24 protein-coding genes and 1 pseudogene are annotated in these 23,583 nt (G+C 70.5%); 9 read left to right on the top strand and 16 right to left on the bottom strand.

Translation table 11 applies throughout. The annotated features are described in order from the left end of the window. Positions 1-13 precede the first annotated feature (13 nt). A complete protein-coding gene (locus PS271_RS27050) occupies positions 14-724 on the bottom strand; it encodes a LysE family translocator (RefSeq protein WP_398385409.1) in 711 nt (236 codons plus the stop codon). Positions 725-806: 82 nt separating this feature from the next. Here PS271_RS27050 and PS271_RS27055 point away from each other — a divergent pair, with 82 nt between their 5' ends. After that, the gene (locus tag PS271_RS27055; RefSeq protein WP_398385411.1) at positions 807-1,520 is read left to right on the top strand and encodes an MOSC domain-containing protein; all 714 of its coding nucleotides are present in this window, start codon (positions 807-809) and stop codon (positions 1,518-1,520) included. A gap of 114 nt (positions 1,521-1,634) precedes the next feature. Here PS271_RS27055 and PS271_RS27060 read toward each other — a convergent pair whose 3' ends face one another. Further along, a complete protein-coding gene (locus PS271_RS27060) occupies positions 1,635-2,471 on the bottom strand; it encodes an esterase/lipase family protein (protein ID WP_398385413.1) in 837 nt (278 codons plus the stop codon). 595 nt (positions 2,472-3,066) lie between these two features. Between PS271_RS27060 and PS271_RS27065 the strand changes: the two genes are divergently transcribed. Together PS271_RS27065 and PS271_RS27070 are read left to right on the top strand one after the other, a co-directional pair. After that, positions 3,067-3,990: a serine hydrolase domain-containing protein gene (locus PS271_RS27065; protein WP_398385415.1), complete on the top strand. Its 924-nt coding sequence runs from the start codon at positions 3,067-3,069 to the stop codon at positions 3,988-3,990. Positions 3,991-4,613: 623 nt separating this feature from the next. Beyond that, a complete protein-coding gene (locus PS271_RS27070) occupies positions 4,614-5,330 on the top strand; it encodes a helix-turn-helix domain-containing protein (protein ID WP_398387086.1) in 717 nt (238 codons plus the stop codon). 138 nt (positions 5,331-5,468) lie between these two features. Here PS271_RS27070 and PS271_RS27075 read toward each other — a convergent pair whose 3' ends face one another. The 5 genes and pseudogenes from PS271_RS27075 to PS271_RS27095 all read right to left on the bottom strand — a co-directional run bounded on the left by PS271_RS27075 (position 5,469) and on the right by PS271_RS27095 (position 8,538). After that, positions 5,469-5,801, bottom strand: coding sequence for a helix-hairpin-helix domain-containing protein (locus PS271_RS27075; protein ID WP_398385417.1), 333 nt, complete (start codon positions 5,799-5,801; stop codon positions 5,469-5,471). 49 nt (positions 5,802-5,850) lie between these two features. After that, positions 5,851-7,248, bottom strand: a complete 1,398-nt coding sequence (locus PS271_RS27080) for an FAD-binding oxidoreductase (protein ID WP_398385418.1) — start codon at positions 7,246-7,248, stop codon at positions 5,851-5,853. 283 nt (positions 7,249-7,531) lie between these two features. Then, a pseudogene (locus PS271_RS27085) lies at positions 7,532-7,651 on the bottom strand (diadenosine tetraphosphate hydrolase); the annotation flags it as partial. 15 nt (positions 7,652-7,666) lie between these two features. Further along, a complete protein-coding gene (locus PS271_RS27090; RefSeq protein WP_398385420.1) occupies positions 7,667-8,260 on the bottom strand; it encodes an NUDIX hydrolase in 594 nt (197 codons plus the stop codon). Then, positions 8,257-8,538, bottom strand: coding sequence for an NUDIX domain-containing protein (locus PS271_RS27095; protein ID WP_398385422.1), 282 nt, complete (start codon positions 8,536-8,538; stop codon positions 8,257-8,259). Before PS271_RS27095 ends, PS271_RS27090 begins: the two co-directional genes overlap by 4 nt. 753 nt (positions 8,539-9,291) lie before the next feature. Here PS271_RS27095 and PS271_RS27100 point away from each other — a divergent pair. Continuing rightward, on the top strand, positions 9,292-9,735 hold the full coding sequence (locus tag PS271_RS27100; protein ID WP_398385424.1) for a hypothetical protein: 444 nt from the start codon (positions 9,292-9,294) through the stop codon (positions 9,733-9,735). Positions 9,736-9,838: 103 nt separating this feature from the next. Here the strand turns inward: PS271_RS27100 and PS271_RS27105 are convergent, their stop codons facing one another. Beyond that, the gene (locus tag PS271_RS27105) at positions 9,839-10,279 is read right to left on the bottom strand and encodes an NUDIX domain-containing protein (RefSeq protein WP_398385426.1); all 441 of its coding nucleotides are present in this window, start codon (positions 10,277-10,279) and stop codon (positions 9,839-9,841) included. 197 nt (positions 10,280-10,476) lie between these two features. Between PS271_RS27105 and PS271_RS27110 the strand changes: the two genes are divergently transcribed. Together PS271_RS27110 and PS271_RS27115 are read left to right on the top strand one after the other, a co-directional pair. Further along, positions 10,477-10,662 carry a hypothetical protein gene (locus PS271_RS27110; RefSeq protein ID WP_398385427.1) on the top strand — a complete coding sequence of 62 codons (186 nt, stop codon included), beginning with the start codon at positions 10,477-10,479 and terminating at the stop codon, positions 10,660-10,662. A 278-nt stretch (positions 10,663-10,940) separates the two neighbouring features. After that, the gene (locus PS271_RS27115) at positions 10,941-11,897 is read left to right on the top strand and encodes an ankyrin repeat domain-containing protein (RefSeq protein WP_398385429.1); all 957 of its coding nucleotides are present in this window, start codon (positions 10,941-10,943) and stop codon (positions 11,895-11,897) included. A gap of 857 nt (positions 11,898-12,754) precedes the next feature. Here PS271_RS27115 and PS271_RS27120 read toward each other — a convergent pair. Continuing rightward, positions 12,755-13,684: a zinc-binding dehydrogenase gene (locus PS271_RS27120; RefSeq protein WP_398385431.1), complete on the bottom strand. Its 930-nt coding sequence runs from the start codon at positions 13,682-13,684 to the stop codon at positions 12,755-12,757. Positions 13,685-13,800: 116 nt separating this feature from the next. On the opposite strand from PS271_RS27120, the gene PS271_RS27125 reads away from it, so the two are divergent. Next, the gene (locus tag PS271_RS27125) at positions 13,801-14,460 is read left to right on the top strand and encodes a TetR/AcrR family transcriptional regulator (protein ID WP_398385433.1); all 660 of its coding nucleotides are present in this window, start codon (positions 13,801-13,803) and stop codon (positions 14,458-14,460) included. Here the strand turns inward: PS271_RS27125 and PS271_RS31370 are convergent. From PS271_RS31370 to PS271_RS27140, 3 genes are all read right to left on the bottom strand, one after another. Then, positions 14,432-15,061: an MFS transporter gene (locus PS271_RS31370; RefSeq protein WP_495656762.1), complete on the bottom strand. Its 630-nt coding sequence runs from the start codon at positions 15,059-15,061 to the stop codon at positions 14,432-14,434. The two genes, PS271_RS27125 and PS271_RS31370, sit on opposite strands and share 29 nt — an antisense overlap. After that, positions 15,061-15,858 (bottom strand): inositol monophosphatase family protein, encoded by a 798-nt coding sequence (locus PS271_RS27135; RefSeq protein ID WP_398385437.1) that lies wholly within the window; start codon positions 15,856-15,858, stop codon positions 15,061-15,063. The genes PS271_RS31370 and PS271_RS27135 overlap by 1 nt, the downstream gene beginning before the upstream one ends. Positions 15,859-16,063: 205 nt before the next feature. Continuing rightward, positions 16,064-16,648, bottom strand: coding sequence for a hypothetical protein (locus PS271_RS27140; RefSeq protein ID WP_398385438.1), 585 nt, complete (start codon positions 16,646-16,648; stop codon positions 16,064-16,066). Positions 16,649-16,977: 329 nt separating this feature from the next. On the opposite strand from PS271_RS27140, the gene PS271_RS27145 reads away from it, so the two are divergent. Beyond that, positions 16,978-18,171 (top strand): saccharopine dehydrogenase family protein, encoded by a 1,194-nt coding sequence (locus PS271_RS27145; protein ID WP_398385440.1) that lies wholly within the window; start codon positions 16,978-16,980, stop codon positions 18,169-18,171. A gap of 72 nt (positions 18,172-18,243) precedes the next feature. Here PS271_RS27145 and PS271_RS27150 read toward each other — a convergent pair whose 3' ends face one another. Both PS271_RS27150 and PS271_RS27155 read right to left on the bottom strand, forming a co-directional pair. Beyond that, positions 18,244-18,321: a 50S ribosomal protein bL37 gene (locus tag PS271_RS27150; protein ID WP_391475994.1), complete on the bottom strand. Its 78-nt coding sequence runs from the start codon at positions 18,319-18,321 to the stop codon at positions 18,244-18,246. Positions 18,322-18,385: 64 nt separating this feature from the next. Beyond that, entirely contained in the window at positions 18,386-19,294 is a 909-nt protein-coding gene (locus PS271_RS27155) for an alpha/beta fold hydrolase (RefSeq protein WP_398385442.1), read from the bottom strand. Positions 19,295-19,470: 176 nt separating this feature from the next. On the opposite strand from PS271_RS27155, the gene PS271_RS27160 reads away from it, so the two are divergent. Then, positions 19,471-21,519, top strand: a complete 2,049-nt coding sequence (locus PS271_RS27160) for a glycosyltransferase family 2 protein (RefSeq protein ID WP_398385444.1) — start codon at positions 19,471-19,473, stop codon at positions 21,517-21,519. Positions 21,520-21,599: 80 nt separating this feature from the next. Here PS271_RS27160 and PS271_RS27165 read toward each other — a convergent pair whose 3' ends face one another. Beyond that, the gene (locus PS271_RS27165; RefSeq protein WP_398385446.1) at positions 21,600-22,175 is read right to left on the bottom strand and encodes a hypothetical protein; all 576 of its coding nucleotides are present in this window, start codon (positions 22,173-22,175) and stop codon (positions 21,600-21,602) included. A gap of 147 nt (positions 22,176-22,322) precedes the next feature. Further along, positions 22,323-23,546: a beta-ketoacyl-[acyl-carrier-protein] synthase family protein gene (locus PS271_RS27170; RefSeq protein ID WP_398385447.1), complete on the bottom strand. Its 1,224-nt coding sequence runs from the start codon at positions 23,544-23,546 to the stop codon at positions 22,323-22,325. Positions 23,547-23,583 lie beyond the last annotated feature (37 nt).

Raw genomic sequence — 23,583 nt, forward strand, 5'->3', positions numbered from 1 at the left:
GGGCCGTGCCGCGTCAGTCGCCGAGGGCGAGCCGGATGCCGAAGGCGGCGATGACGGTGCCGGTGATCCGGTCGAGGACCCGGCGCGCCGAGGGCTTCCGGAGGGTGGTGCGCAGCGCCCGCGCGAAGGCGATCAGGACGGCCGCCCACAGCGAGGCGAACACGATGTGCACGCCGGCCAGCAGGGTGCCGGTCGCCACGTGCGGGGCGCCGGCCGGGATGAACTGCGGCAGGACGGCCACGTAGAAGGCGCCCATCTTGGGGTTGAGCAGGTTGGTCACGACACCCCGCCGCCAGCCGGCCCGGAAACCGCCGGTGGCGTCGGGTGCGCCCGCGTCACCGGCTCCGTCGGCGTCACTGGCTCCGTCGGCGTCACTGGCTCCGTCGGTGTTGCCGGCGGGCCCGGTGGCGCCGGATTCCGCACCGGCCCGCCGGCGCAGGGCCGGTATCAGCATCCGGCAGCCCATCCACACCAGGTACGCGGCCCCCACCCAGCGGAGGATCGTGTAGGCGAGGTGGGAGGCGGTCAGCAGGGCGGTGATGCCCAGCGAACTGAGCACGCCCCAGACGAGGGTTCCGGTCTGGATGCCGAGCACCACGCCCCAGGCGCGCCTGCGATGACCGAGGGCGGCGGTGCGCAGGATGAGCGCGGTGTCGAGGCCGGGCGTGAGGGTGAGGAGCCCCACGATCAGGGCGAAGGACCCCAGGGCGGAGAGTGTGATCATGGACGGTCACTGTACTGCCGGAACCGCGAACTCCCTATTTTCTGCCCGGAATCGGGCAGGAATCCAAGATATCGTCGATCGAATGACAGAGCTGATAGGCACCATCGAGCGCATTTGGCGCTATCCGATCAAATCGACGGGCGGTGAACGGCTGGAGCGCGCGGACGCCGGCCCGCGCGGCCTCGAAGGCGACCGCCTGTACGCGGTGCGGGACGCCGAAGGCAGATTCGGCTCGGGAAAGAACACCCGCCGCTTCCGCCGCATGCCCGGCCTGCTGGACCTCCGCTCCCGCTACCCGGACGGACCGGCAGGCCGCCCCGAACTCCTGGACCCCCACGGCACGGCCGTACCCGACCCGGACGCCTACCTCCGTCACTACCTCGGCCGCGACGACGTCGGACTGGCCCGCGAGGATGCGGTCTCCCACTTCGACCAGCTCCCCCTGAGCGTGCTCACCACCGCCACCCTCGACTGGGTGCGCGCGGCCGCCCCCGGCATCCCCGTCGACGAACGCCGCTTCCGCCCGAACCTCGTGGTCCGCACCCCACCGGGCACCCGCCCGTTCGCCGAGGACGAATGGTTCGGGCGCACGGCACGCATCGGCGACACCCTGCGAGTGGAGTTCGTCCGCTCCAGCGAACGCTGCGTGACGGTCAACGAGGCCCAGCAGGGCCTCCCGCACTCACCCCTGATCCTGCGAGCCGTCGCACGAGCACACGACAACCGCCTGGACGCCCTGGCCACGGTGGCGACGCCGGGCCCGGTGAGAACCGGTGACGGTGTCCGCCTGACGTGACGCCGCCTGACCCGATGTCACCCCGGCTTGGAGGACCTGGCCGCCCGCGTTCCAGTAGGACTCCGGCGGCCGACCGACGAACGTCATCGGCCAAGGCGGACCGTCGGGCCGGAATCAGAAGGCGGGCGCCCTCGGCACGCAAGGAGCCGCCGGGGCTGAGGGATCCAGGGCCTGTTTGACCAGTCCGATCGCACGCGGGCTGTACGTCATGCTCAGATGGGCGGAGAAGTCGACGTAGCAGCCGTCCTGCAAGGTGATGTTCTGCACCGTCGCTCCGGGGCCCGCCGTCATGAACGTGCTCTGCCAGGGGGTGGTGATCTCGTCGTACTTCGTGGCGATCACGGTGTAGTCGACCCCGGGAACCGTGTCGCCGCCGGCGTTGAGCTCCTTGATGAAGTCGGACTTCACGTACTGCTGGACGCCCGCCTTCCCCAGGGGCTTCGCCCCGGGCTCCAGTATGTGGAGCTTGTCGGCGAGTGTCTCGATGCCGCTGATGGTGGTGCCGTGGTTGGTCGCGCCGAGTTGGATGATCTTCTTGACCTTGTTCTTCGAGGGGTCGCTCGTGTTCGCGCCGCCGTCGGCCTTGAGATACCAGCGGGACAGAGTCCCGCCCTGGGAGTGGCCGACAAGGTCCACCTGGCCGGAGCCGCTGGCGGCGAGCACCTTGTCCACGAAGGCGGCCAGCTCCTTGGAGGACTTCTTGATGTCTCCGTAACCCTTGACGGTGGGGGCGAGAGCCACTCCGGCGTCGTCGGTGTCGCCGAAGTCAAGGGCGTAGACGCAGTAGCCCTGGGCCTTCAACTCGGGGGACATCCGAGCCCAGTTGTTGTAGCGGTTCTCGTAGGTGCCGTGTACGAGGACGACCGGACGCGGGTGGGCGGCGCCGGGTCGGCAGCTCCAGTCATTGGCGCCCGGCGGATCGATGTCGAGGCGGAGGATGGAATGGACCATGGCGGGAAGGAAATTGTCCTGCCAGGGGCCGGTCTCCGCTGCCGCGGGCGGGGAGGCTGCCAAGACCGTCGCCGCGGCGGCGGCACAGACGGCGGTGACATATCTGGGTATGCGCAAGACGGCTCCTGAGGAGTGCGGAACTTGGGCAACGCGCGATGATTCCCATGAGTGCCGACCGAGGAGGAGCCGGGACCGTAGGCCGTGTGTCCCCGGGTGGCCTTCCGGGCCCTCAGTATGCACGTGAGGCGGGAGGTTCTGAAGAGAGGGAAGCGCAAGCCTCGCATGAGGCAGGCGGGGGCTGCCCGCAAAGCCACATCCAGGGGGCGCGGCTCCGCGTGCATCCTCGACTGCCCGAGCGCAGGCCGGAATTGAGTTTCAACCTGTGTTGCAACGATCCCTGGAATCCGCCATCCCGGGTGGGAGCCTCGTTCATGTCAGCGCCAGCAGCCGATAGGTGTGCCGGTCCGTATCCGACAGCGACCAGCCCGTTAGGGCGTGTCCGGCCATCGGAGTTCCCGTGCGCCGCTCTTCAGTCCTGGCCGTGGTCGCTGCGGCCGCCGTATTACTTCCGGCGGCGGGCGCATCTGCGCAGGCCATGCCGGTCGCGCAGACACCCGCGCACCTGGACGCGGAGCTGCGCGAAGCGGTCGCGGTCCACCCGGGCGACGTCATGGCCGGCGCCGTGGCCCAGGTGGCACACTTCCGGATCGGCAGCATCGCCAAGCCGATGGAAGCGGTCATCCTGCTGCAGCTCTCCGCCGAGGGCCGGGTGGTCGTCGAAGGCCGCTTCGGCTTCTACACCTTCGACCAGGTCATTCAACAGACGCTTCGGCCCGAGGGCCGGCAGTGGCCGGGCCCGCGGTTCACCCCCGGGACCAAGCAGGAGTACAACTCCCTCGGCTACCGCATCGCCGGCGAGCTCATTGAGAAACTCACCGGCCACTCCTTCCAGCACGAGGTGGCCAACCGCATTCTGGTGCCCCTGAAGATGAAAGAGACCTCCGCCCCGACCCGTACCGCGCGGATACCGGGCCCGTACGTGCCCGGGTACGTGCCGACCAGCCGGGGTGAGCAGGTCGACGTCAATGAACAAGGCGGCCTGCCGTCCAGCATGATCTCCACAACCGCCGACCTCGACCGTTTCATCACCGCTCTCCTCGGCGGCCGTCTCCTGCCCCCAGCCCAGGCCGCCGAACTGTTCACCGTGCCGCGTGACGCGAACGGCAAACCTCTGCCCTACGCGGACGGCTCCCACTGCAACACCGGCCCCGAGAAGGGCACTGCCTGCTTCAGCACGGTCCTGATGTCCGTCCCACTGCCGGACGGTTCGGTGATGTGGGGCAAGACGGGAGATGACCTCGGCTACCACAGCGCAGCCTTCGCCACACCTGACCTGAACCGCCGCATCGTCTACGGCTACGGCTACGGCTACGGCTACGGCTACGGCACAGCCACTCCCGACGGCGGCAGCACGACCGGTATAGCCACCCGCCTCCTGGCAGCGATCAGCGACAACTGATCGACTCGGAAGCCGCCGTCTCAGGCCGGTTCAGATCCTGTCCGGGTCTGCCCGGACGGCCGCCCCCGGGGGCGGCAGCGTCTCCCCGGCTCCAGCGGCCTCCTCGGCGGCGTCCTTGGCCTGGGCGCCTTGTTGGGTCTGGGTCAGTGATGACGCACCGCAAGCGTGGCTACTACCACGTGTCCGGCCGGACAGGCTGACCGCAGGGCACCCGATTCCTGAGCCTCAGGCGTCCAGCCGGTACAGCAGCATGCGGGCCTTGTCGCGCCCCGGATCCGTGGCCAGCGCTGCGCCCTGGCCCGGCAGCCACACCACCGTGCCGTCAGCTCGGCCGCGTCGGGCCCCGACAGGTTCGGCGCGGCGGCCAACTCCGCTTCCGCCGCCTGCTGGGGCCCTCCGCACCTGCGGCGCCCTTCTGCGGCGGGTCGGCGATCACAGGGAGCACGGCCAGCAGGCGCGGCAGGCGTTCTCGCGCGCCTCCTTCTTACGCGGGCCGCGACCCATCGCCTGGATAGCCTTCCCGGCATGACGGCCGGACACCGTACACATGAAGGAGGGCTTGCCCACCGCTTCGAGGACGTGGCAGATGATCGCCTCTGGGGAACGCGTCCGCTGGACGTAGGATTCGCAGCGTGTCCTCCGCGTACGTAGAGCGTGCATCCCAGCTGCCCGGTGCCGTTGTGTGGACACGAGGATCCGCCGGGCATTCAGGTGATGGCGAGGTGGCGTCCGTGCTGCCGGACGGCTGCATGGACTTGCTGTGGACCGAGGGCCGGCTACTCGTCCCCGGACCCGACACGGCCGCGTACCGCCCCGGCCCCGGCGAACGGGGCCTGTGGGCAGGGGTCCGCTTCTCTCCCGGAATCGCGCCGACTCTGCTCGGCGTCCCCGCGCACCAGCTGCGCGACCGGCGCGTGGACCTTGCTGACCTCTGGCCCACCTCCAGCACACGCCGCCTCACCGAGCGCGTCGATAGAGCGCCCGATCCGGCGGCTGCTCTTGAGGAATTGGCGCTGCGCCTCGCGGCCGATGCGCCACCCCCCGACCCGCTCCTGCGGGCGGTCGTGGCATCGCTGGAGGCCGGCCGCTCGGTCACGGCGACCGCCGGATCGGTGGGTCTCGGCGCCCGACAGCTCCACCGCCGTTCCCTGACCGCCTTCGGCTACGGCCCCAAGACCCTGGCCCGCGTCCTGCGCCTGCAACGTGCCCTCGCGCTGGCCCGCGCCGGCATTCCCTTCGCGGAGACGGCGGCCCGCACGGGCTTCGCGGACCAGGCCCATCTTGCCCGGGACGTGCGCGAACTGGCGGGAGAGCCGCTGACCGACCTGGTCGGCCGGTAGTTCGAGCGGCCGCGTCCACCGACGGTGCGAACAAACCGACCGCCATTGGCGTCCGAGCCGTGAAAGGCGACCGCCAGCTCCGGCAGGCATCCCGCGGCTCGGGAAGCGGCTGCGTTGATGCGCAGGCTTCCCCTGTGCTCATGCCGTTGATTCCGTGTGGTCCTCTTCCCTCGCAGATCTGCTGAATGGTTCACGGTCTTCTTGGGCCAGCAGCCGTTTGCGCTGAGGGGTGTAGTGCCACCAAGGCCGGGCAGGCCGGCCTTCGGCCTGGTCCACGGCGGACATGACGGTGTCGAGCAGACAGGGGTCGAGCTGCTTGCCGGAGGCGTCCGACATCCGTTCGTACAGCTCGACCGGATCCTGGTGCTCCAGCTGCGCGATCCTGGTGATGCCGATACGTTCGAAGTACCGGGCTACGGACTGGCCGATATTGACCAGCTCGGTGAGGTCCGATCCGTCACGTGAGGTCATCTCAACCCCCTCCTCTCCGGCACGGGGCCGGCCAGGCGCAATCGCACGCTCATGCCGAAGGCTCCGCCGGTGGAATGTTGTGGTTGATCCGGAACATGTTGCCGGGGTCGTGGCGGGCCTTGACGGCCCTCAGCCGGTCGAAGTCAGCTGGGGCGTAGGCAGCGCGCACACGGGCTGGGCTGGTGTCCTCAACGCCCGCGAAGTTCAGGTTGGTGCCACCAGTGCTCCAGGGGCGCAGCCCGGCGAGCAGGTCATCGCGGCGCCGGCGATTCTCTGTTTCCGGGCCGGTGCCCGTAAAGAGGGTGAAGGCCGCGTCGCGTCCGCCGACGCAGTTGGGGATCTTCGGCGGGCGGGCGTAGGCGCCGCCGAAATGCCGCAGTTCGGTGACGTACGGCGCCCCCGTGTCCGGTCCGGCGAGGGCGACGATGGTGTTGACGGCATCGGCTGTCAGGTCGCTCAGCAGCAGGTTGCGGTCGTAGGAGACGTACGGCATGGAGGTGGGTTCGTGGTGAATCGTGCCGACCTCGGCGTAGGGCATCTCCCGCACGGTGTCCAGGAGAGCCGGGCCGAGGTCGCGCAGCGGCCGCACCAGGCGCTCGCCGTCCGCCATGTCGCCGCTGTAGGCGATACGGAGATGGGCGATGAATCGCCCGCGCAGCGGCTCCGGGATATCGGGCAGGTCGGGGTTGCGGACCAGCAACACCGAGGAAGCCATCTCCTCGGGCACATGCCGGACCCAATCGGCGTAGGCGTGCAGCACCTCAGCCGTGGACTCACCCGGAAAATAGAGCCCGCCTCCGTAGAGCCGCGAAACCGGGAAAAGATCGACTTCCATGCCCACGACCAGGCCGAAGTTGTCCTTCCCGCCGCGTACCGCCCAGAACAGGCCGGAGTCGGACTCAGCCGTCACCTCACGCAACCGGCCATCGGCGGTGACCAGGCGCAGCCGCCGCACGTGATCGGCAGCGAAACCGAAGCGGCGGCCCAGCAACCCCGCGCCGCCGCCCACCAGGTACCCGACCGCGCCCACATTGGGACTCGAGCCGTTCAGCGGGGCCAGCCCGTGCGGGGCAGTCCGCTCCAGCACCTGCCGCCAGCGCGCCCCTGCCTCGATCCACGCCGTCGCGCGGGCCACGTCTACCCTCACGCCGTCCATCCGGCGCGTGTTGACCAGCACAGCCCCGTCGGCGGACAGAGCCGGTCCGTGCCCTGTGGCCAGCACCCCCACAGGCCGCTTCTGCTCTATGGCCAGCCCCACAGCGGCCACTACATCCTGGTCGCAGGCCGCCTCGACCACATAGGCCGGCCGCGACTCGACCGCCCTGTTCAGCCCCAGCCGCGCCTCGTCGTATCCCGGCTGACCCGGCTGGAGAGCAAATCCGATGTCTGTGCCCATGACGACCATGCAACCACGCAGGTCAAGGCGCATCTTGAAGGAATCGGACATGCCCTGAACGACGAGCCGGGTTATGCATGCTTCCCTCGCCGGGCGACCCCTCTCGCTGATGGCGAGCCAATCTGTGGACACGGAAGACTTCTGGCTGGAGTATGTGGCAGCCCCTGGTGAGCTGCGCCGAGGGCCCCTTGAGGTGTGGCCGGTCGGCTTCGAGCTTGCGGAGCAGGTTCGTGGGTTGCCGTCATACCGGGGACAGCGCAACTTCCCGGGCTGGTACTGGGCGGCAACCGGCGCCACGGACATCGGTTACGCGTCCTGGTCTGAGCTGGGCCTGTCGGAGCTGCCTCGGCAGGTCGGTGAGGCGCTGCACGCCAGGGTCGTCGACGAGGAGGACCGAGTAGCCGGGGAGGAACTGCGTGTCCCCGACCACCGCGAAGCCGTCCTTCAGGCTCCTTCTGGCCACGTAGTCCTACTGAGCCGCGGGACCGGGGGAGGGCCGACGCGGAGGGAGGCCTGTGAGCGGTTGCCGAGGAGGAGCCGGAATGCCGAGCTTCTCCCGGGCGGCGCGGACGGCGGCCAGTTGAGGTGCGGCCTCGCCGCCCCAGTCGAAATGCTGTGCGGCTTGCTCGGGCGTGGCCAGGAGCCGGGTGTACGTCCGGCCGGTGGCCTCGTCGCGGCTCGGCGGTTCCCAATCGGTGATCACGGCCGCGTACCGGGCCCGGACACAGCGCCGGCCGTTGGTGTCGTCGTGGAGGTAGCCGACGTAGAGCGGATCGCTGATACGCACCCGGGCCTCCTCCCACGCCTCCTGCTGGAGCGTTCGTGCCGGACTTCCGTGATCAGCCGGCTCGACCGTTCCGCCGGGCAGGCAGGCCGAGCCGGTGGTTGGCACGGGGCCGGTGTGCCAGGGCCAGAGCTGGGGTTTGCGCGGGGTCCGCAACACCTCGAGGTCGTCCAGGCATGTCGGGGCGAGGGGACGGCCGTCTTCGAGGACTGCGGGGCCGCTGCCGTTGATCCGCGCGCGGAAGGCGGCCAGGGTGCGCCGGGCGCTGCCCGGGCTCATGTGGTGGGGGAGAAGCGCTGGTTCGGCACAGCGGACGCCGGTGACTTCCCGCTCCGCAGACGGATTCTGGCGAAGTCGTTTTCGGCCAGGGTCCCGCCGTCGAATACGTAGATCATCTCGCCGGGGAACCCCTTCGGGTAGCCAGGGGCGGTGGGGGGCACCCAGTCGACGGCCAGGGCGCGGGAGAAGCGGCGGGTGAGGCCGAGTTCCTCGTGGACCTCGCGCGCCACGGCCTGCGAGGGTGCTTCGTCGGTGTCGATGGCGCCGCCGGGGAGCAAGTATGCGGGACGGTAATCGACGTCCTCGAGGACCAGAAGCTGCCCGGCAGCCCACGACGCCGGCCCGGGGCACCATTCCCATGGCTGGGGTCCGAATGGTGGTGGCGGTGGCGGTGGCCGGGTGGGTGAGGGGTGCAAGGAGGCCGCGGGTCGTGGTGTCGCCGGTGCGGTATTCCGCGACGACCATGCCGGCGCCGGATACCGGGAGCCACTGGGCCGAGTTGGTGCAGCCCGGCGTAGGCGGCGAGCAGCGCGTGGAGTCCGCCGCTGGCGTCCTACAGCGTGACCGGTGAGCCCTCCGACCTGGCGTCAGGCACATCTCACCTGTATCGATGAGCATCGATAATGCCCAGTGGCACACGCTGACAAAACACCAAGTTCTGAGAGAGGACGCCCCAACCCGTGACGGTTCCGCCGCCCCACCAGCCGCCCCAGCCTCCTGCCCCGCCCCATGGCGCGTCGCAGCAGTGGCCGGCACCCCCGCAGCCCGGTATGTGGGGACCGCCACCTGCCGCACCAGCGCCCCGGAAGATCGGGCCTTGGGCGATCACCGGAATCGTCGTCGGATCACTGGCCGGTGTCGTCGCTGTGGGCATGCTCATTCTCCTGGCCTTCGGCGGGGATGACGAGCCGGCCCGGACAGCGGAGCCGGCCCTCAGCGGGACAGAGCGCGGCGACTCACACAACAGTGACAGCCCTTCCCCGCGGTACCGGCTCTCCGTGCCGTCCTCTCTCCTGGGCGGCGAGTACACGATGGAGAAGGACCTCAGCCGGACGTTGGACGACGGCATGGCAGGACAGCGGAACGGCCGTAACGAACGGAACATGAAGGGAGCGGGCGGGCAGTACACCAGCGCATCCGGTCAAGGGCCGCAGACCATCGTCGTCTCCGGTCTCTACGGCGAGATCACCGACCCCAAGCGCGCAATGACCAGCATGCTCAAGGGCGTGAGCGAAAACCCGGGCATCGAAGTCACCACCCCAGCCAAGGACGTCACGCCGAGCGGCGCCGCCGAGCCGATAACCTGCGAGGTGTACTCAGTTACCGGCACCGGACAGCCGGGCACCATCTCCACCTGCGGATGGAGTGACCACAGCACCGTCGCTACCGTCTCCGCAAACGAACCGATCACCCTCGACGACCTTGCGAAGAAGACCGCCGCGATCCGCGAGCAGATCCGCGTGCCGCGCCGGTAGCAATGAAGCCAGGCAATCGCCCTCACTGGCCGCGGCCGGACCACGGGCATGTCAACCACGGGGGCGGGGGCGCTCATCGTCAGCAGCGCAGGGCAGTGTCCTCTCACCTGCGTGACGCCATCTCGGGGAATACGTATCCCGGGAGGAGGTCTCTGCCCGACCCCTGTGGCATCCGGCGGCCCCGAGCCGCAGCAGACCGGCAACCGCCGAAGTGCTGCTCGCGTACCGCAGGGGTGCCCGTCCAGCGGCGCACCCGGAACACCATCTGCATGCGCGGCTGGTCCCCGGGTGTGTTCACGAGATGCACAGCATGAGTGGAGTTGGCGTCGGCCGGGTCGATCTTGATGCCGGTTTCCTCCCGTGCTTCGCGGACCAGGCAGGCAACAGCGGACTCTTGTTCGCAGTGTCCCGCCGGGAATGCCACAGCTGGCCGGCGTAAGCGGAGTCCGGGTGGCGCGGTCCGAGCAGCACCCTGCCGGCCGGCCTCGTCTTCGAGGTACAGGTGGACGCCGACCACGTTGGGCACGGTTTCCCCGGCGGCCACCGGCCGCGGCGGGTCGTCCGGTGCGAGGTGAGCGCCGGTCGGCCAGGCAGCGACCGTCGCTGCGCTACGGGGACCGGGCCAGAGGCTGGTCCGAGGAGGCGTAGTCGGTTGCTCAGTGGCGGGGGCGCTGGTCGTAGGCCGTAAGGGCGAGGTCCTTCATCGCTGTTTCGGCCTGTTCGGCGTCTGTTCCTTGATCGATGGCTTCGAGCGCAGCGGCCGCGGCGAGCCTGTCGTTCCTCCTCGCTCACGCCGGCGGGGACGAGGGGGAAGACTGCGGCCTGGTAGATGGCGATGTGGGCGACGACCGCGTCGGCGATGCCTTGCGCGTATCCATCGGCCGACGCCTGACGCCTGACGCCTGTTGCCTGTTGCCTGCCGCGTGAGAGGTAGGCCGTGAACTGCCGGCGGGCAAGCCGTGAGCCGATCGCCGCCCCCGACCCTGCCGCTCCTGCGGCCATCACAGTGATCAGTAGATGGATGCGGGCGGCGAGCGGCACAGTCATCCCAGTCAGCCCGTTTCCTGCGACCGCCGCTGACCCGTACGAACGCTACAGGGCCGGCGAACGGCCGTGGCTGCTTGCCTGTCAGTGGTGACTGCAAGGGTGTCGTTGTGGGGGGCGGCGATCGGCGCTGCCCGTTCGTTCGGTACAGGAGGAGCGACGTGACAGGACAGGGACATGGCTGGGAGGGCATGCAGTGGCGGGACTGGAAGCACGTGGAAATAGTTCGCCGACGGCTGGAGCAAGGCGCTGATCCGGACGACCTCAACGGCTCCCGGCCTTTGCACCAGGCCGTGATGGCCGGCTCGTCGGAGGTCGTCGCGGAACTAGCCGGACGCGTGGCGGACGTGGACGCGCTCCAGGACGGCACGACCGCACTGTGGGAAGCCGTCATGGAAAACCAGCCCGACAGCGCCCGCGCACTCGTCGCCGTGGGTGCCGACCCCTGGCGGCCACTCATCGCCGGCTGGTCTCCGGGGCGGCTCAGCCTGGCCGGACCCACCCCGAACCTGTTCACCACCCCCGACGGACAGCAAGGGCTCAGCAACACGGAACGCGCAGCAGCACACCAAGCCCGACAACTCCTCGCCGTCCTCAAAGACACCCACCACGAGGGCCTCGGCCTGGTGTGCGTGGCCGGCATCGACGGCCCGGAGGCAATACGCCGCCTGGACGCCACACCCGTCGAAGGCAGCAGACTCCACGCCCTCCAAACGCCCTCCTGGGGCGAAGACTTGCGCACCGTCGGCGTCACCACAGTGCCGGGCGGCTGCATCGTCACCCAGCCCTGGGGCTACGCACCACAGATGCCCGGCGTGCAAAAGCTTCTCTCAACAGGCACTTCCTGCTACGGCCTGTACGCCAACGCCAAGAGCGGCAACCAGGGCAGCATCGCCCGCAACGGCGTCATCGAAGACTGGGACCTCATCCCCGGCGGCGACCTCGACCCCGACGACACCCCCACATCCGAAGACGTTCTTCAGCACTACCTCTACCGACACAACGCCGTCGCCTACGCCTGCGCCTGGGCAGGACTGCGCCCGACCGACACGCGCGCCGTCTCCGGACCACCCGACACCTGGGTCGACCTGCCGGAACGCGACTACTGGCGCAGCTGACACACCTCTCTCCATGCGGCGAGCCACCCAGCCCTTGCCGTCGCCGCAGGGGCGGGGGCCGGGGGCGGGGGCCGGGGGCGGGGGGCCTCAGGCCGGGTAGCCGATCTCCGCGATGGCCTCGGCCGGGCCGGCCAGCTCGACGTCCGGGTTGAGCACGGCGACGATCTCCCGCCCTTGGCCGCGGTGTTATGGGCAACTGGGGGCGCCGGATCCGCGGCGCCACCACACAGGAGCGGCGGATGACCTCACGCCTGCCCTGACCACTGCGGCAGGTGCATGTGATATGGACACGGCCTACGCAACGTGATCACAGCCGATGCAGCTGGCTCGGCGGCTCGACAGCGGGCCCGTGTCGCCCTTCGACCGCGTTCATGACCGTCCAAAAGCACGACTGTCTGCCTGTCCTGGTATTCATTTGAGCGCCATGGCCGGACTCTCGGATCGGAGCCTCCGAAGTGACGCTGCCCACCTCGACACCTGAGTCGCGCTACCAGCAGGCCACTGGACTTCTCGCACAGGTCATCAAGATCGTGTACCGGCAAGGCAGCCGGCGGGACACCACCTCCTATCTGATGCCCGGGTGCAGCCGCACAGGATCTGCAGACGACCTCCACGAGCGATGCCGCCGGCGCCCGGCGGGTAGCTGCTACCCCACGGCGTCACCACGACCCGGAGAAGAGAAGGGAACTCTGCGCAAGATACGTTCACAGGATCCGGCGGGGGACTACCCGGACATCGCGGAGGTGCTTGCGAGGCCCGAGTTCCTGCGGGAGCGCTTTCGAACAGCCGAAGGCGTCCACGTCCCCGTCGTCACGTGACACGACCCCCAGCGCCGGCCCGGCAATAGGGAAGCCGTCTCAGGGAATATCGAGCACCGCCTTGCCGTGGAGGCGGCGACCGAGCAACGCGTCCATGGCGTCCGCGGCCTTCTCCCAGCTGCCGCGCCAGGAGACCTGCGGGTCGAGGTCGCCGGAAGCGACCTGGCTCGCGAGCCACGACAGGTCCGGAGCGAGCTCGGTGCAGGTGAGCAGGAAGAAGGTGGTGATCGAGCGGTCGTGCCGTCCCTGGTCGCCGAAGAGCGCACCGTACGGGAAGGTTTCGGCTTCGTGTGCGGAGTGCCCGACGGCGACGAGGGTGCCGCCTTCGCGCAGCATGCTGTAGGCGTCGACGAGTTGCTGCCCGCCCACCAGATCCACCACCCCGTCAACCGGCCCTCGGGCTTCCAGCGGTCCTGCCACCACTTCGTGCGCCCCCGAGCCGCGCAGGCTGTCGCCGTGCTGTGCGGGGGTTCCGGTGGAGGCCACGACGTGCGCTCCGCCGCGCCGGGCCAACTGCACGGCGTACCGGCCCGTACCGCCTGTCGCGCCGGTGACGAGCACGCGCCGTCCCAGGATCGGCCCGAGGCGGTGGAGGGCGCGCAGGGCGGTGGCTCCCGCCACGGGGATGGTGCTGAGGGCTCCGAAGTCGGCTCCGGTCGGGGCCACGCCGATCAGGTCGGTGTCCACGGCGCGGAGTTCGGCCCACGCGCCGTCGAGGCCGAGGGTGACCACCGGGGTGCCGATCGCCGGGCCGGACCCGTCGGCGGCTACTCGCACCACCACGCCGGCCGCATCCCATCCGAGGACAGTGCCCTCGGGCGCTTCCCGCACGGCGAACCGGACCTCGCCGTAGTTGAGGGAGGTCGCTTTCACCCGGATCAGAGCCTGATGAGGGGCGGGCTCGGGGTCGGGGACCGTGGAGAGCCGGAGTCCGGCAGGTGATGAACGGTCGACGAGCAATGCACGCATGGCGGTGAATCCTCCGGTGGGCGGCGTGGTTGGCGTGGTTGGCGCAGGACCACAGTTATGCCACTGAGTGGCGTATGCCCGCAAGTGGCAATTACCCCTCGGGTACGCTGTCCGTCATGGGGAATGTGCTTACGCCACGCGAACACGGCGACCGGCTTCCACTGCGCGAACGCAAGAAGCGGCGTACGCGGGAAGCCCTGATCGACACCGCTCTGGAGCTGTTCACCGAGCGGGGGTTCAACGGCGTGACCCTCGACGAGCTCTGCGACGAGGTGGAGACGTCCAAGCGCACCTTCTTCCGGCACTTCAGCAGCAAGGAAGACGTGGCCATGGCGCCGACGCAGGATCTGTGGCGGGCCTTCCTCGACGACCTCGAAACCCGCGAGCCCGGCCGTCGTCCGGTGCTGGAGATGCTCCGGACGGCGCTGTGCGCCGCGCTGGAGCGCATGACTGCTGACGACTGGGCGCATCGCGTACTGCTCAGCCGTCAGCTGGCCGCCCGCGCTCCGTCGATGGATGCGCACGGTCTGCGGTTCTGCAACGACACCAGCCGCGCCGCGCTCGGCATCCTTCACCGCCGGTTCGACTTCGGGAGCGAGGACGATCCGCGTCCACGGCTCGCCCTGGACATGCTCGTCGCCGCGTTCCACTGTGCGCTGGACACATGGGTGTCCTCGCCGGGCACACCGACGCGCAGTGACCTGGCCGCCCACTTCCGGGAAGCGTGTGGGGCCCTTCCCGGAAGCCTCACCCTGACCGCGAGCCCGCGAGCGTAGGCTCAACAAGCGCGTAGCGGGGCGGTCCGCGGTCAGGCCCGGTCGGGGAGCAGGTCCGCTGGATCTCCTCGAAGGAGCGGTTCTTCGTCTCCGGGACGGTGCGGTGGACGAAGGCGATCGCTGTCGGCGACTCCGCGGCGAAGAACCAGAAGACGGCACCGTCGCCGGTGAGGTCGGCGACGGGCAGGAACATCCGGCCCACGGCGAAGTTGGCGGCCCAGTTGACCACGGCGCAGGTGCCGGTGCCGCGGGCGCGTGCCTTGGGTGGGAGAGTTCGCAGATGAGGATCCAGAAGACGGGGCCGAGGCCGACGGCGAAGGCGGCCACGTAGGCGACCATGCCCCCTGAGGATCCCCCCCCGACCGCTGGGCCTGCTGGGCCCAGAAGGGCAGACCGGACCGGCTGCCGACGGCCTTCCACCGCACCTACGGGGTGATGTATTTTCACGGCTGTTATGCGGTCGGCGGTGACCTTGTGGGGCGTCAACCGCCGCCGCAAGGGCGCGGCTAACACCCTGACTGCGCTGAATTCGGTGGGGCGGACGCCCCCCTCGCAGCCGCAGCCTGACGACCCGGCGCACGCACCGATGCGGTGACAGCATTAACTTCGGCTGCGGATCAGCGACATCAGCAGCCCGTGGGTCTCAGCGTCGGCCGCCACCACAAGTCCGCGGCCTGCCTGCCCGATCGGGGCGCCGTCGATCCCGGTGACTACGCAGCCGGCAGCCCGGCACACAGCGATACCGGCGGCGAAATGCACGCTCTCGGACAGGTCACCGCCATCGGTGACGTAGGCGGCGCGCTTGCCGGCCGCGACCCAGCCCAACGCCAGTGTCGTGGATACGACCCGCGGCCGGAACCGCTCGACGAAATCGGGGTGGGCAAGCAGGTCAACGGCCCGGAACCGGGGCGCGCTCGGGAACGGCGGATCCAGATTGACGTCCACCAGCCGCGTGGCGGGCGTGGGCACCAACCGGGCGTTCACCTCGTCATGCCGCACCCAGGCGGTCTCCCCGTCGGTGAAGAAGACCTCGCCGCTGAACGGATCGGCCACCGCCGCGGCCCCGTTGCGCAGCGCCACGTTGACGGCCACCAGCATGTTGCCGACGGCGTAGTTCAGCGTGCCGCACAGGGGGTCCACCAACCACCGGCGTACAGTGTCAGCGGCACCGTGCTGCCCGCCTTCCTCACCGAGCACCGCATCATGGGGCCGAGCAGCACGGATAACACCAAGGATCGCCTTCTCGGCCTCCACGTCGGCGGCGGTGGCAAAGTCTCCGGCGCCCTTGTCAATGCGGGTCAGCCGCTGACCGTACATGGTGCGCACCACGCCCGCGCCGGCACATGCCCCAGCTATCGCAATCTCAGCATCGTCAGAACTCGCGTATGAGTTGATCACGCCGCGCAGAATATCGAGGCGAAGCCACCAACCCGGCGAACCTGTGCCGTCACGGCACTGGCTACGGGACCCGGTTTTGTGGAATTCGCCGTGACCGCCCCGTACGCCGACTCGGCGCAGATCTTCACCGAGCACGCCACGCTCAACGGGCCGAGCCCGTGGCCCTCGGTGGGTCTCCTCCCTCAGGAGACCCACCACCCGGAACCTAGGACGCTATCGACCACTTCAGCTGCGCCGGTGCCGACGCCGGGCTTCCGGTGTACTTCGTGGTGTACGCGGGCGCCTTGCCGTAGTCGTCGCCCCCGCTGCCCAGGTACCAGCCGTTCCCCTCGTTCTTGACGAGCTTGGTGGAGGCGTCGTACGACCACTTGAGCTGCGAGGGAGCGGAGGCCGGGTCGCCCGTGTACTTCGTCGTGTACGCCGGGGCCTTGGAGGAGTCGCCGGCGCTGCCGAGGTACCAGCCGTTCGCCTCGTTCTTGATGAGCTTGGTGGAGGCGTCGTAGGTCCACTTGAGCTGCGGGGGAGCGGAGGCGGGTTCGCCCGTGTACTTCGTGGTGTACGCGGGGGCCTTGGAGGAGTCGCCGCTGCTGCCGAGGTACCAGCCGTTCCCCTCGTTCTTGATCGGCGCTGCCGAGGCCGATGAGGCTGCTGAGGCCGTTGAGGAGGGTTCCGGTGAGGGGGAGTCGGCTCGGACCGTGCCGGGGGCCAGGGCCATCAGCGTTGCGGCGGTTGCGGCTGCGGCTGCGAGGATCGCGGACCGCCGGGTGAGCGGGAGCGGGTGCACTGGCATGGTCGTCCTGCCGTTTCTGCGCGTGGTTTCGGGGAGGCGAACGGTTCGCCTCAGAACCGCACTGTCGGCAATGAGCATGGGCCGGGCGGCCGTTGCGTACCTACCGGAACCGTTGCCCACCACCCGTTCGTGCATGGGCATACGGCTCCGCCGCGTGCGCAGCCGCCGCGCCGCGCGTTCGGGGGCGCCGGGCGTGCGGCGCGCTGACCGGGCGGCAGAATGGCCCCCACGGTGGACGGACACGGGACGGACACATGGTGGACGGACACGAGTCGGACACGAGAAGGGATGCATGCCCGGTGACTTCGATCGCAGCAGCCGGAGGCTCCATGAACCGGCGGAACGGACCGCAACGCCCGTACGACGTCGTGCTCTTCGGCGCCACGGGGTTCGTCGGTCGGCTCACGGCCGAATACCTGCTGGCCCACGCGCCGGAGGGGTTCCGGTGGGCGCTCGCCGGGCGCAGCCGGACGAAGCTGGAGCAGCTCCGCGAGCGGCTGGCCGCGCTCGATCCCGTACGGGCTGCCGAGCCGGCCCTGCTGACCGCGGACGCGGCCGACCCTGCCGCCATGCGCGAGCTGGCCGGGTCCGCGCACGTGGTCGCCTCGACCGTCGGCCCGTACATCCGGTACGGCCGGGAGCTGGTGGCGGCCTGCGCGGAAGCCGGTACCGACTACACCGACCTCACCGGTGAGCCGGAGTTCGTCGACCTCACGTACTTGCGTCACGACGCGCAGGCCCGCAGGAGCGGTGCCCGGATCGTGCACGCCTGCGGCTTCGACTCGGTGCCGCACGACCTCCTCGCGTACTTCACCGTCCGGCAGTTGCCGGAGGGAGTGCCGTTGACGGTCGACGGTTTCGTCCGGGCGTCGGGGATCATCTCCGGCGGGACGCTGGCCACGTCGCTGCTGATCGCCGCGCGGCAGCGCCAGACGAAGGCGGCGGCGCGGGAGCGGAGCCGGTACGAGCCGGCGCCCGCCGGGCGGCGGGTGCGGGCTCCGCTGGGGGCGCCGCGGTTCAGCAAGGAGACGGGCACGTGGGCGCTGCCGCTGCCTACGCTCGACCCCCAGGTCGTACGCCGCTCGGCCGCGGCGCTGGAGCGGTACGGTCCCGATTTCCGCTACCGGCACTATGCGTCCGTGAAGACGCTGCCTGTGGCTCTGGCCGGACCGGTCGGCTTGGGCGCGCTGGCGGTGGCCGCGCAGGTGGCCCCCGTCCGGTCCGTGCTCTCCCGCCTCTACGAGCCGGGCAGGGGGCCGGGCGCGGAGCAGCGGGCCCGTGCCTGGTTCCAGGTGCGAGCCGTGGGTGAAGGGGGCGGGCGGCGCGTGTTCACCGAGGTCACGGGTGGTGATCCTGGTTACGGTGAGACGGCGAAGATCCTGGCTGAGGCGTCGCTGTGCCTCGCCCTGGACGACCTGCCGGAGACGTCGGGGCAGGTCACGACGGCCGTGGCGATGGGGGACGCGCTGACCGGGCGGCTGGCGGCGGCGGGGATCCGCTTCCGGGTCCGCTACAGCGGCTGACTCAGCCCCTGCCGGTTCAGCGCTGTTGGTTCAGTGCTGTCGGTTCGGCGCTGTGGGGCCAGAGCTATGGGTTCAGCACTGTGGGCGCTTGCCGTGGTTGGCGGCCTTGCCGCGGCGAGCCCTCTTCTTGCGGCGTCGCTTGGAGGACATGGGGGTCTCCTCTCGTGGACTTCCGCTCAATCTATCCCGTTATGAGGCGATCTGCCCGTTCTGTTCACGCCGTCCCGCGTCTCTGATCACACAGTCCCGCGTCCTCCAGCAGCCGCTTGATCTCCGCGACGATGATCCCGGGCTCCGCCGTCGGCACCATGTGGTCCGCGTGCTGCGCGAGGACGTGCCGTCCCCGGGGGGACTGCCGGGCCCGGTGGGCGTGCGCCGCGTTCACGGACGCGCGGGCGTCCGCATTCATGCCCGGGGTGGGCAGGGTCGCCGAGATGACGGTGACGGGGATGTCCCCGAGGGCCGGCGGTTGGTCGCGCAGGGCGCGCAGATCGGCCTCGATGGAGGCCTGTTCGGCGCCCATCGTGCGCATCGTCGCGACGGTGAACGCCTCCGCGCGCATGTCGGCGGCGGCGTCGGGCGGCAGGGCGGCGGTCACCTTGCGGAAGAGGAGGCCGAGCAGCCCCAGGCGTGCCAGCAGCAGGGCAACCCCGTACCGGACCTTCTCCAGGCGGCGGACGGAGCGCTCGAAGAGGAGGTCGCAGGCCTCGTCCGTGGGGTCGACCAGCACCAGGCCGGCGATCCGCCCGGGCCGCGCCGCCGCGGCGAGCCGTATGACCGGGCCGCCCCAGCTGTGCCCGACCAGCACGTACGGGCCCGGGCCGAGGTGGTCGAGCAGCTCGCCCAAGTCATCGGCGAGCCGGGCGAGCCGGCGCTGCCCCGACGGGTCGGGAGCGCTCCGCCCGAGACCGCTGCGGTCGTAGACCACGGCCCGCGCCGCCCCCGCCACGCCCCGCTGCGCGAGCGCCCAGTACGACCGCACCGACGCCAGCCCGCCTTCGAAGACCACCGTCGCGGGCGCGGCGCCGCCGACCGGGTCGGCGAGCTCCATGAAGTGCAACTCGCGGCCGTCCCGGGTCCGAGCGATACCGGGCGTGCCCTGGCTGTGCTGCGATCGCTGCATCGTGACCGTCCTCGACCTTAGGCTTGACGGAGAGGGACTTAGGTTAGCCTAAGTTGCGCGTGGGGCGGCTCTGGCGTCGGCTTCTCGACGGCGGCTTCTCCCCCAATGGCCCCTTCTGGATTGCGAAATCTGCGGAACTGTGGAGTCCGCGGGGCCTGCGGGTGGAGCCTGTTGCTGTGCCTGGGCCCGAAGTCACGGTCATCATCGCCGCCTACAACGCCATGCCGTACGTGACCCGCAGTGTCGGCTCCGTCCTCGGTCAGTCCCTGGGGGCGGACCGGATCGAGGTGATCGCGGTCGACGACGGCTCCACGGACGGCACGGCGGACGAGCTGGACCGCCTGGCGGGGCGGGCGCCGCTGATGCACGTGATCCACCAGCCGAACTCCGGCGGGCCCGCGGGCCCGCGCAACCTCGGCCTGGACCGCGCGACCGGGCGCTACGTCTTCTTCCTCGACGCGGACGACCACCTGGGTGCCGAGGCGCTGGAGCGCATGGTCGCGGCGGCGGACGAGAACGGCTCCGACGTCGTCCTCGGCCGCATCGTGGGCGAGGGCGGCCGCCGCGCGCCCGGGTCGATGTTCCGGCGGAACCAGCCCAGCACGGACGTGTTCGCCTCCAGGGTCTACTGGACGCTCAACCCGATGAAGCTGTTCCGCCGCGAGCTGATCGACCGGCTCCGGCTCCGCTTCGACGCCGGTCTGTCGATCGGCGAGGACCAGCCGTTCGTCGCCACCGCCTACCTCGAAGCCGCCGCGATCTCCGTCGTCGCCGACTACGACTGCCTCTACTGGGTCGCCCGCGAGGACGGCAACAACATCACCGCCCAGGAGCACGGCGCGCGGATGCGCACCGACCTCTTCCGGAAGATGACCGAGCTCGTCGCCGCGCACACCCCGGCCGGCCCCCGCCGGGACACGCTCATGCACCGGCACTACGCGGTCGAACTGCGCGACGCCGTACTCCAGCTGGGCCGCGAACCGCAGCGCGAGATCCAGGACAAGCTGCTGTACGAGCTCGCCGACCTGGTCGCCCTGCACTGGACCGAGGGCCTGGCCGCGCGCCTGCCCGCCGCGGTCCGCCTGCGGTGCCACCTCATCCGCCAGCGGCTCCTCGATGAGCTCCTCACCCTCGTCCACTGGGAGCTCGACCGGGGCGCGGCCGGCTATGGCATCACCACTCTCGCCGCCACGGCCGCCACCGGGCCGGAGCTCCTGGTCGACGGCGGCCACGCGTACGCCCTCTACCCCTACTTCCGCGACTCCACGCTCAACATCCCCGACGACTGCTACGACATCACCGCCGAGCTGCGCGCCCGGCACCGCGTCGACTCCGCCGACATCAACGCCACCGGGCTGCGCCTCGCGGGTCACGCCCGTATCCACCGCATATCCACGCGCGACGTCACCGACGTCACCACCGAGCTCATCCTCCGCAAGCGCGGCACGGACGCGGAGCGCCGCCTCCCGGTCCACCACACCCCGACCCCGGGTCTGGGTGCCGACGAGGACGGCGGCCTCTACGCGTACGACATGGCCGGGTACGACGTGACCGTCGACCTCGCCTCGCTGACGCCCGGCCTCTGGGACATCTCGCTCGCCGTCGGCGCCCAGGGCATCGTGAAGGAAGCCCGCCTCGGCAGCAGCCGCGCGGACTCCGTGACCACCGCGACGACCACGCTCGTCACGGAGGCGGGCACGGCCGTCGCCCTCTTCACCACCAAGCCCTACGGCAACCTCACCCTGGACGTGGGCGAGACCCGCCACCGCATACCGCCGCACCTGCGCGTCACCGGCGCGGCGTGGTCGGCCGACGCCCCCGCCACCCTCGTCGTGAAGGGCCGCTGCAGCCTGGCGAGCTGGCCCGGCGGCGCGCTGACGATACGAGCCGGCGGACCGGACGGCGGCACGGAAGAGCGCACCCCGGTCGAACCGGCCTCCTCCGACGGCACTTTCACGGTACGGGTCCGCTGCGCGACGGCCGGCGAACGGGAGCTGACACTCCGCCTCGCCGCGGCAGGCAAGGAGTGGTCCGTCCCCGTACCGCCCCAGCCGCCCCTGAAGCCCACCCGCTGGCAACGCCTCGGCCTCCCCTGGTACGCAAAGCCTCTACCGGGGCGCGACGTACTGACCCTGCGCGTGGGCCGGGTGGAACTGCTGAAGGCGGTACGGAAACGGCTGACGAGGCGATGCCGCCGCGGTGGCGGGCATCGCCCTGCTCGCTGAGCCTGAACGCAGGGTGGCGAAGGCGGCGCCCGGTGGGCGGGCGCACCCCGTCCCAGCCCCGGCCGCATGCTCGTGATCGCTTAGGCACGGTCGTTCAGGAACGAGTGGTGGAGCGTGTACTGCTTGACGTCACGACCGTCGGTGATGGCCGCCTCTTGCGAGGCGGCATCGGTCCACTCCGTGACGACGATCGCGCGCTCACCGTCCGATGTCAGGTGGAGGTGTGTGCCGAGCAAGCCCGGCGCCGCCATGACGGCGTTGTCCACCTCGTCCACCGCCATCGTGGTCACCGCGAAGACGCCGGGCCGGCGCTCCGCGTCGTGAACCACGCTGCGGTGGAGGCGGGTCCGGTTGAGGCCGGGCCGTTCGATACCGGGCACGAGTGTGTCGACACGGCTGACTATTCCGAGGCGGCGGGCGCGGGCCCACGCGAGGTGGTCCTCATTGCTTGTCCACTGGGCGTAGAAGAGGAGGCCGGTGCCGTCAGTGGACAAGAACAAGTGCTGGGCGAGGAGCGCTGCGGGCGTCTCGGCTGCCGCCCACTCGTCGATCGCTGCTTCGGCGGCCGCGTGCGAACGCTGGGGAGTGCCGGTGAGCCACTCACTGATCAAAGCTGTTCCGGCGGCAGGGTGGACGAGGTCCAGGAATTGCGTCATGATCGTCAACCCTCATACATAAACTGCACTTGAGGTCAAGGCGTTCGCGCCGATGCACGACCCGCCGACCCGCAGACCCGCCGACACGCCCTGGCTCTCCTGGCCCACCCTGCCCGAGGCTTACGGAGGGCAGCATCGCCGGGCCGGTTAACCCTCGCGGGTCACGACGAGGCTGACGTTGTGCCCGCCGAAGCCGAAGGAGTTCACGAGCCCCGCCGACCAGTCACCGGCGCGGCTCCGGCCGTGGACCACGTCCAGGTCGATGCCCGGGCCCGGCTTCTCGAAGTTGCGGGTCACGGGCAGCACGCCGTCCCGGAGCGTGAGCAGGGCGGCGACCGCGGCCACCGCGCCCGAGGCGCCCAGCATGTGCCCGGTCATCGACTTCGTGGCCGTGACCGCCACGTGCCCGCCGAGCGCGGTCTTGATCGCCTGCGCCTCGGCCAGGTCCCCGGACTCCGTGGACGTGGCATGCGCGTGAACGTTGTCGACGTCCTGCGGCCCGAGACCCGCGTCGCGCAGGGCCGTCCGGATGGCGTGCACCTGGCCTTCCGCGTCCGAGGCGGTGATGTGGTGCGCGCTGGAGGAAACGGCGGCGCCGGCCAGCTTCCCGTACGTACGCGCCGACCGGTCCCGGGCGAACCCGGCGCGCTCCAGGACCACCACACCCGCGCCCTCGGCCATGACGAAGCCGCTGCGGGCCGCGTCGAAGGGACGGGAGACCGCGCGCGGGTCGCCGTCGTCCGTGGAAAGGGCCTTCATCTGCGCGAACGCGGCGACGCAGAACGGGTGCAGCGACGCCTCGACGCCGCCCGCGACCACGACGTCGGCGCGTCCGGCCCGGATCAGGTCGAGGCCCATCGCGATCGCCTCCGCCCCGGAGGCGCACGCGCTCACCGGCGTCCTCGCGCCGCCCCGCGCGCCCAGCTCCATGCTCACCCAGGCGGCCGGGCCGTTCGGCATCAGCATGGGCACGGCGTACGGGGAGAGCCGGCGCGCCCCCGACCGCTCGTAGACGTCGTCCTGGCCGAGGGTGGTGAGGATGCCGCCGGTACCCGTGCCGATGACGACGGCGAGCCGCTCGGGCTCCACCTGCGGCTGCCCCGCGTCCCGCCACGCCTCACGCGAGCCGATCATCGCGAGCTGCTCACACCGGTCCCACTTACGGGCCTCCACACGCTCCAGCAGCGACAGCGGATCCACGGGGAGCGCACCGGCCACGCGCACCGGCAGGTCCGCCTCCGCCCACTCCTCGCCGAGCCGCGTCACGCCGGACTCGCCGGCGACCATGCCTTTCCACGACTGCGTGATGTCGGCGCCGAGCGGGGTGATCCCGCCGACGCCCGTCACGAGCACCTCGGTGTTGCTGCTCATCCTTGCCCCTCCATGCACAAGTAGGAAATCAACAAGA

The organism is Streptomyces sp. SCA2-17 (genome assembly GCF_044336695.1).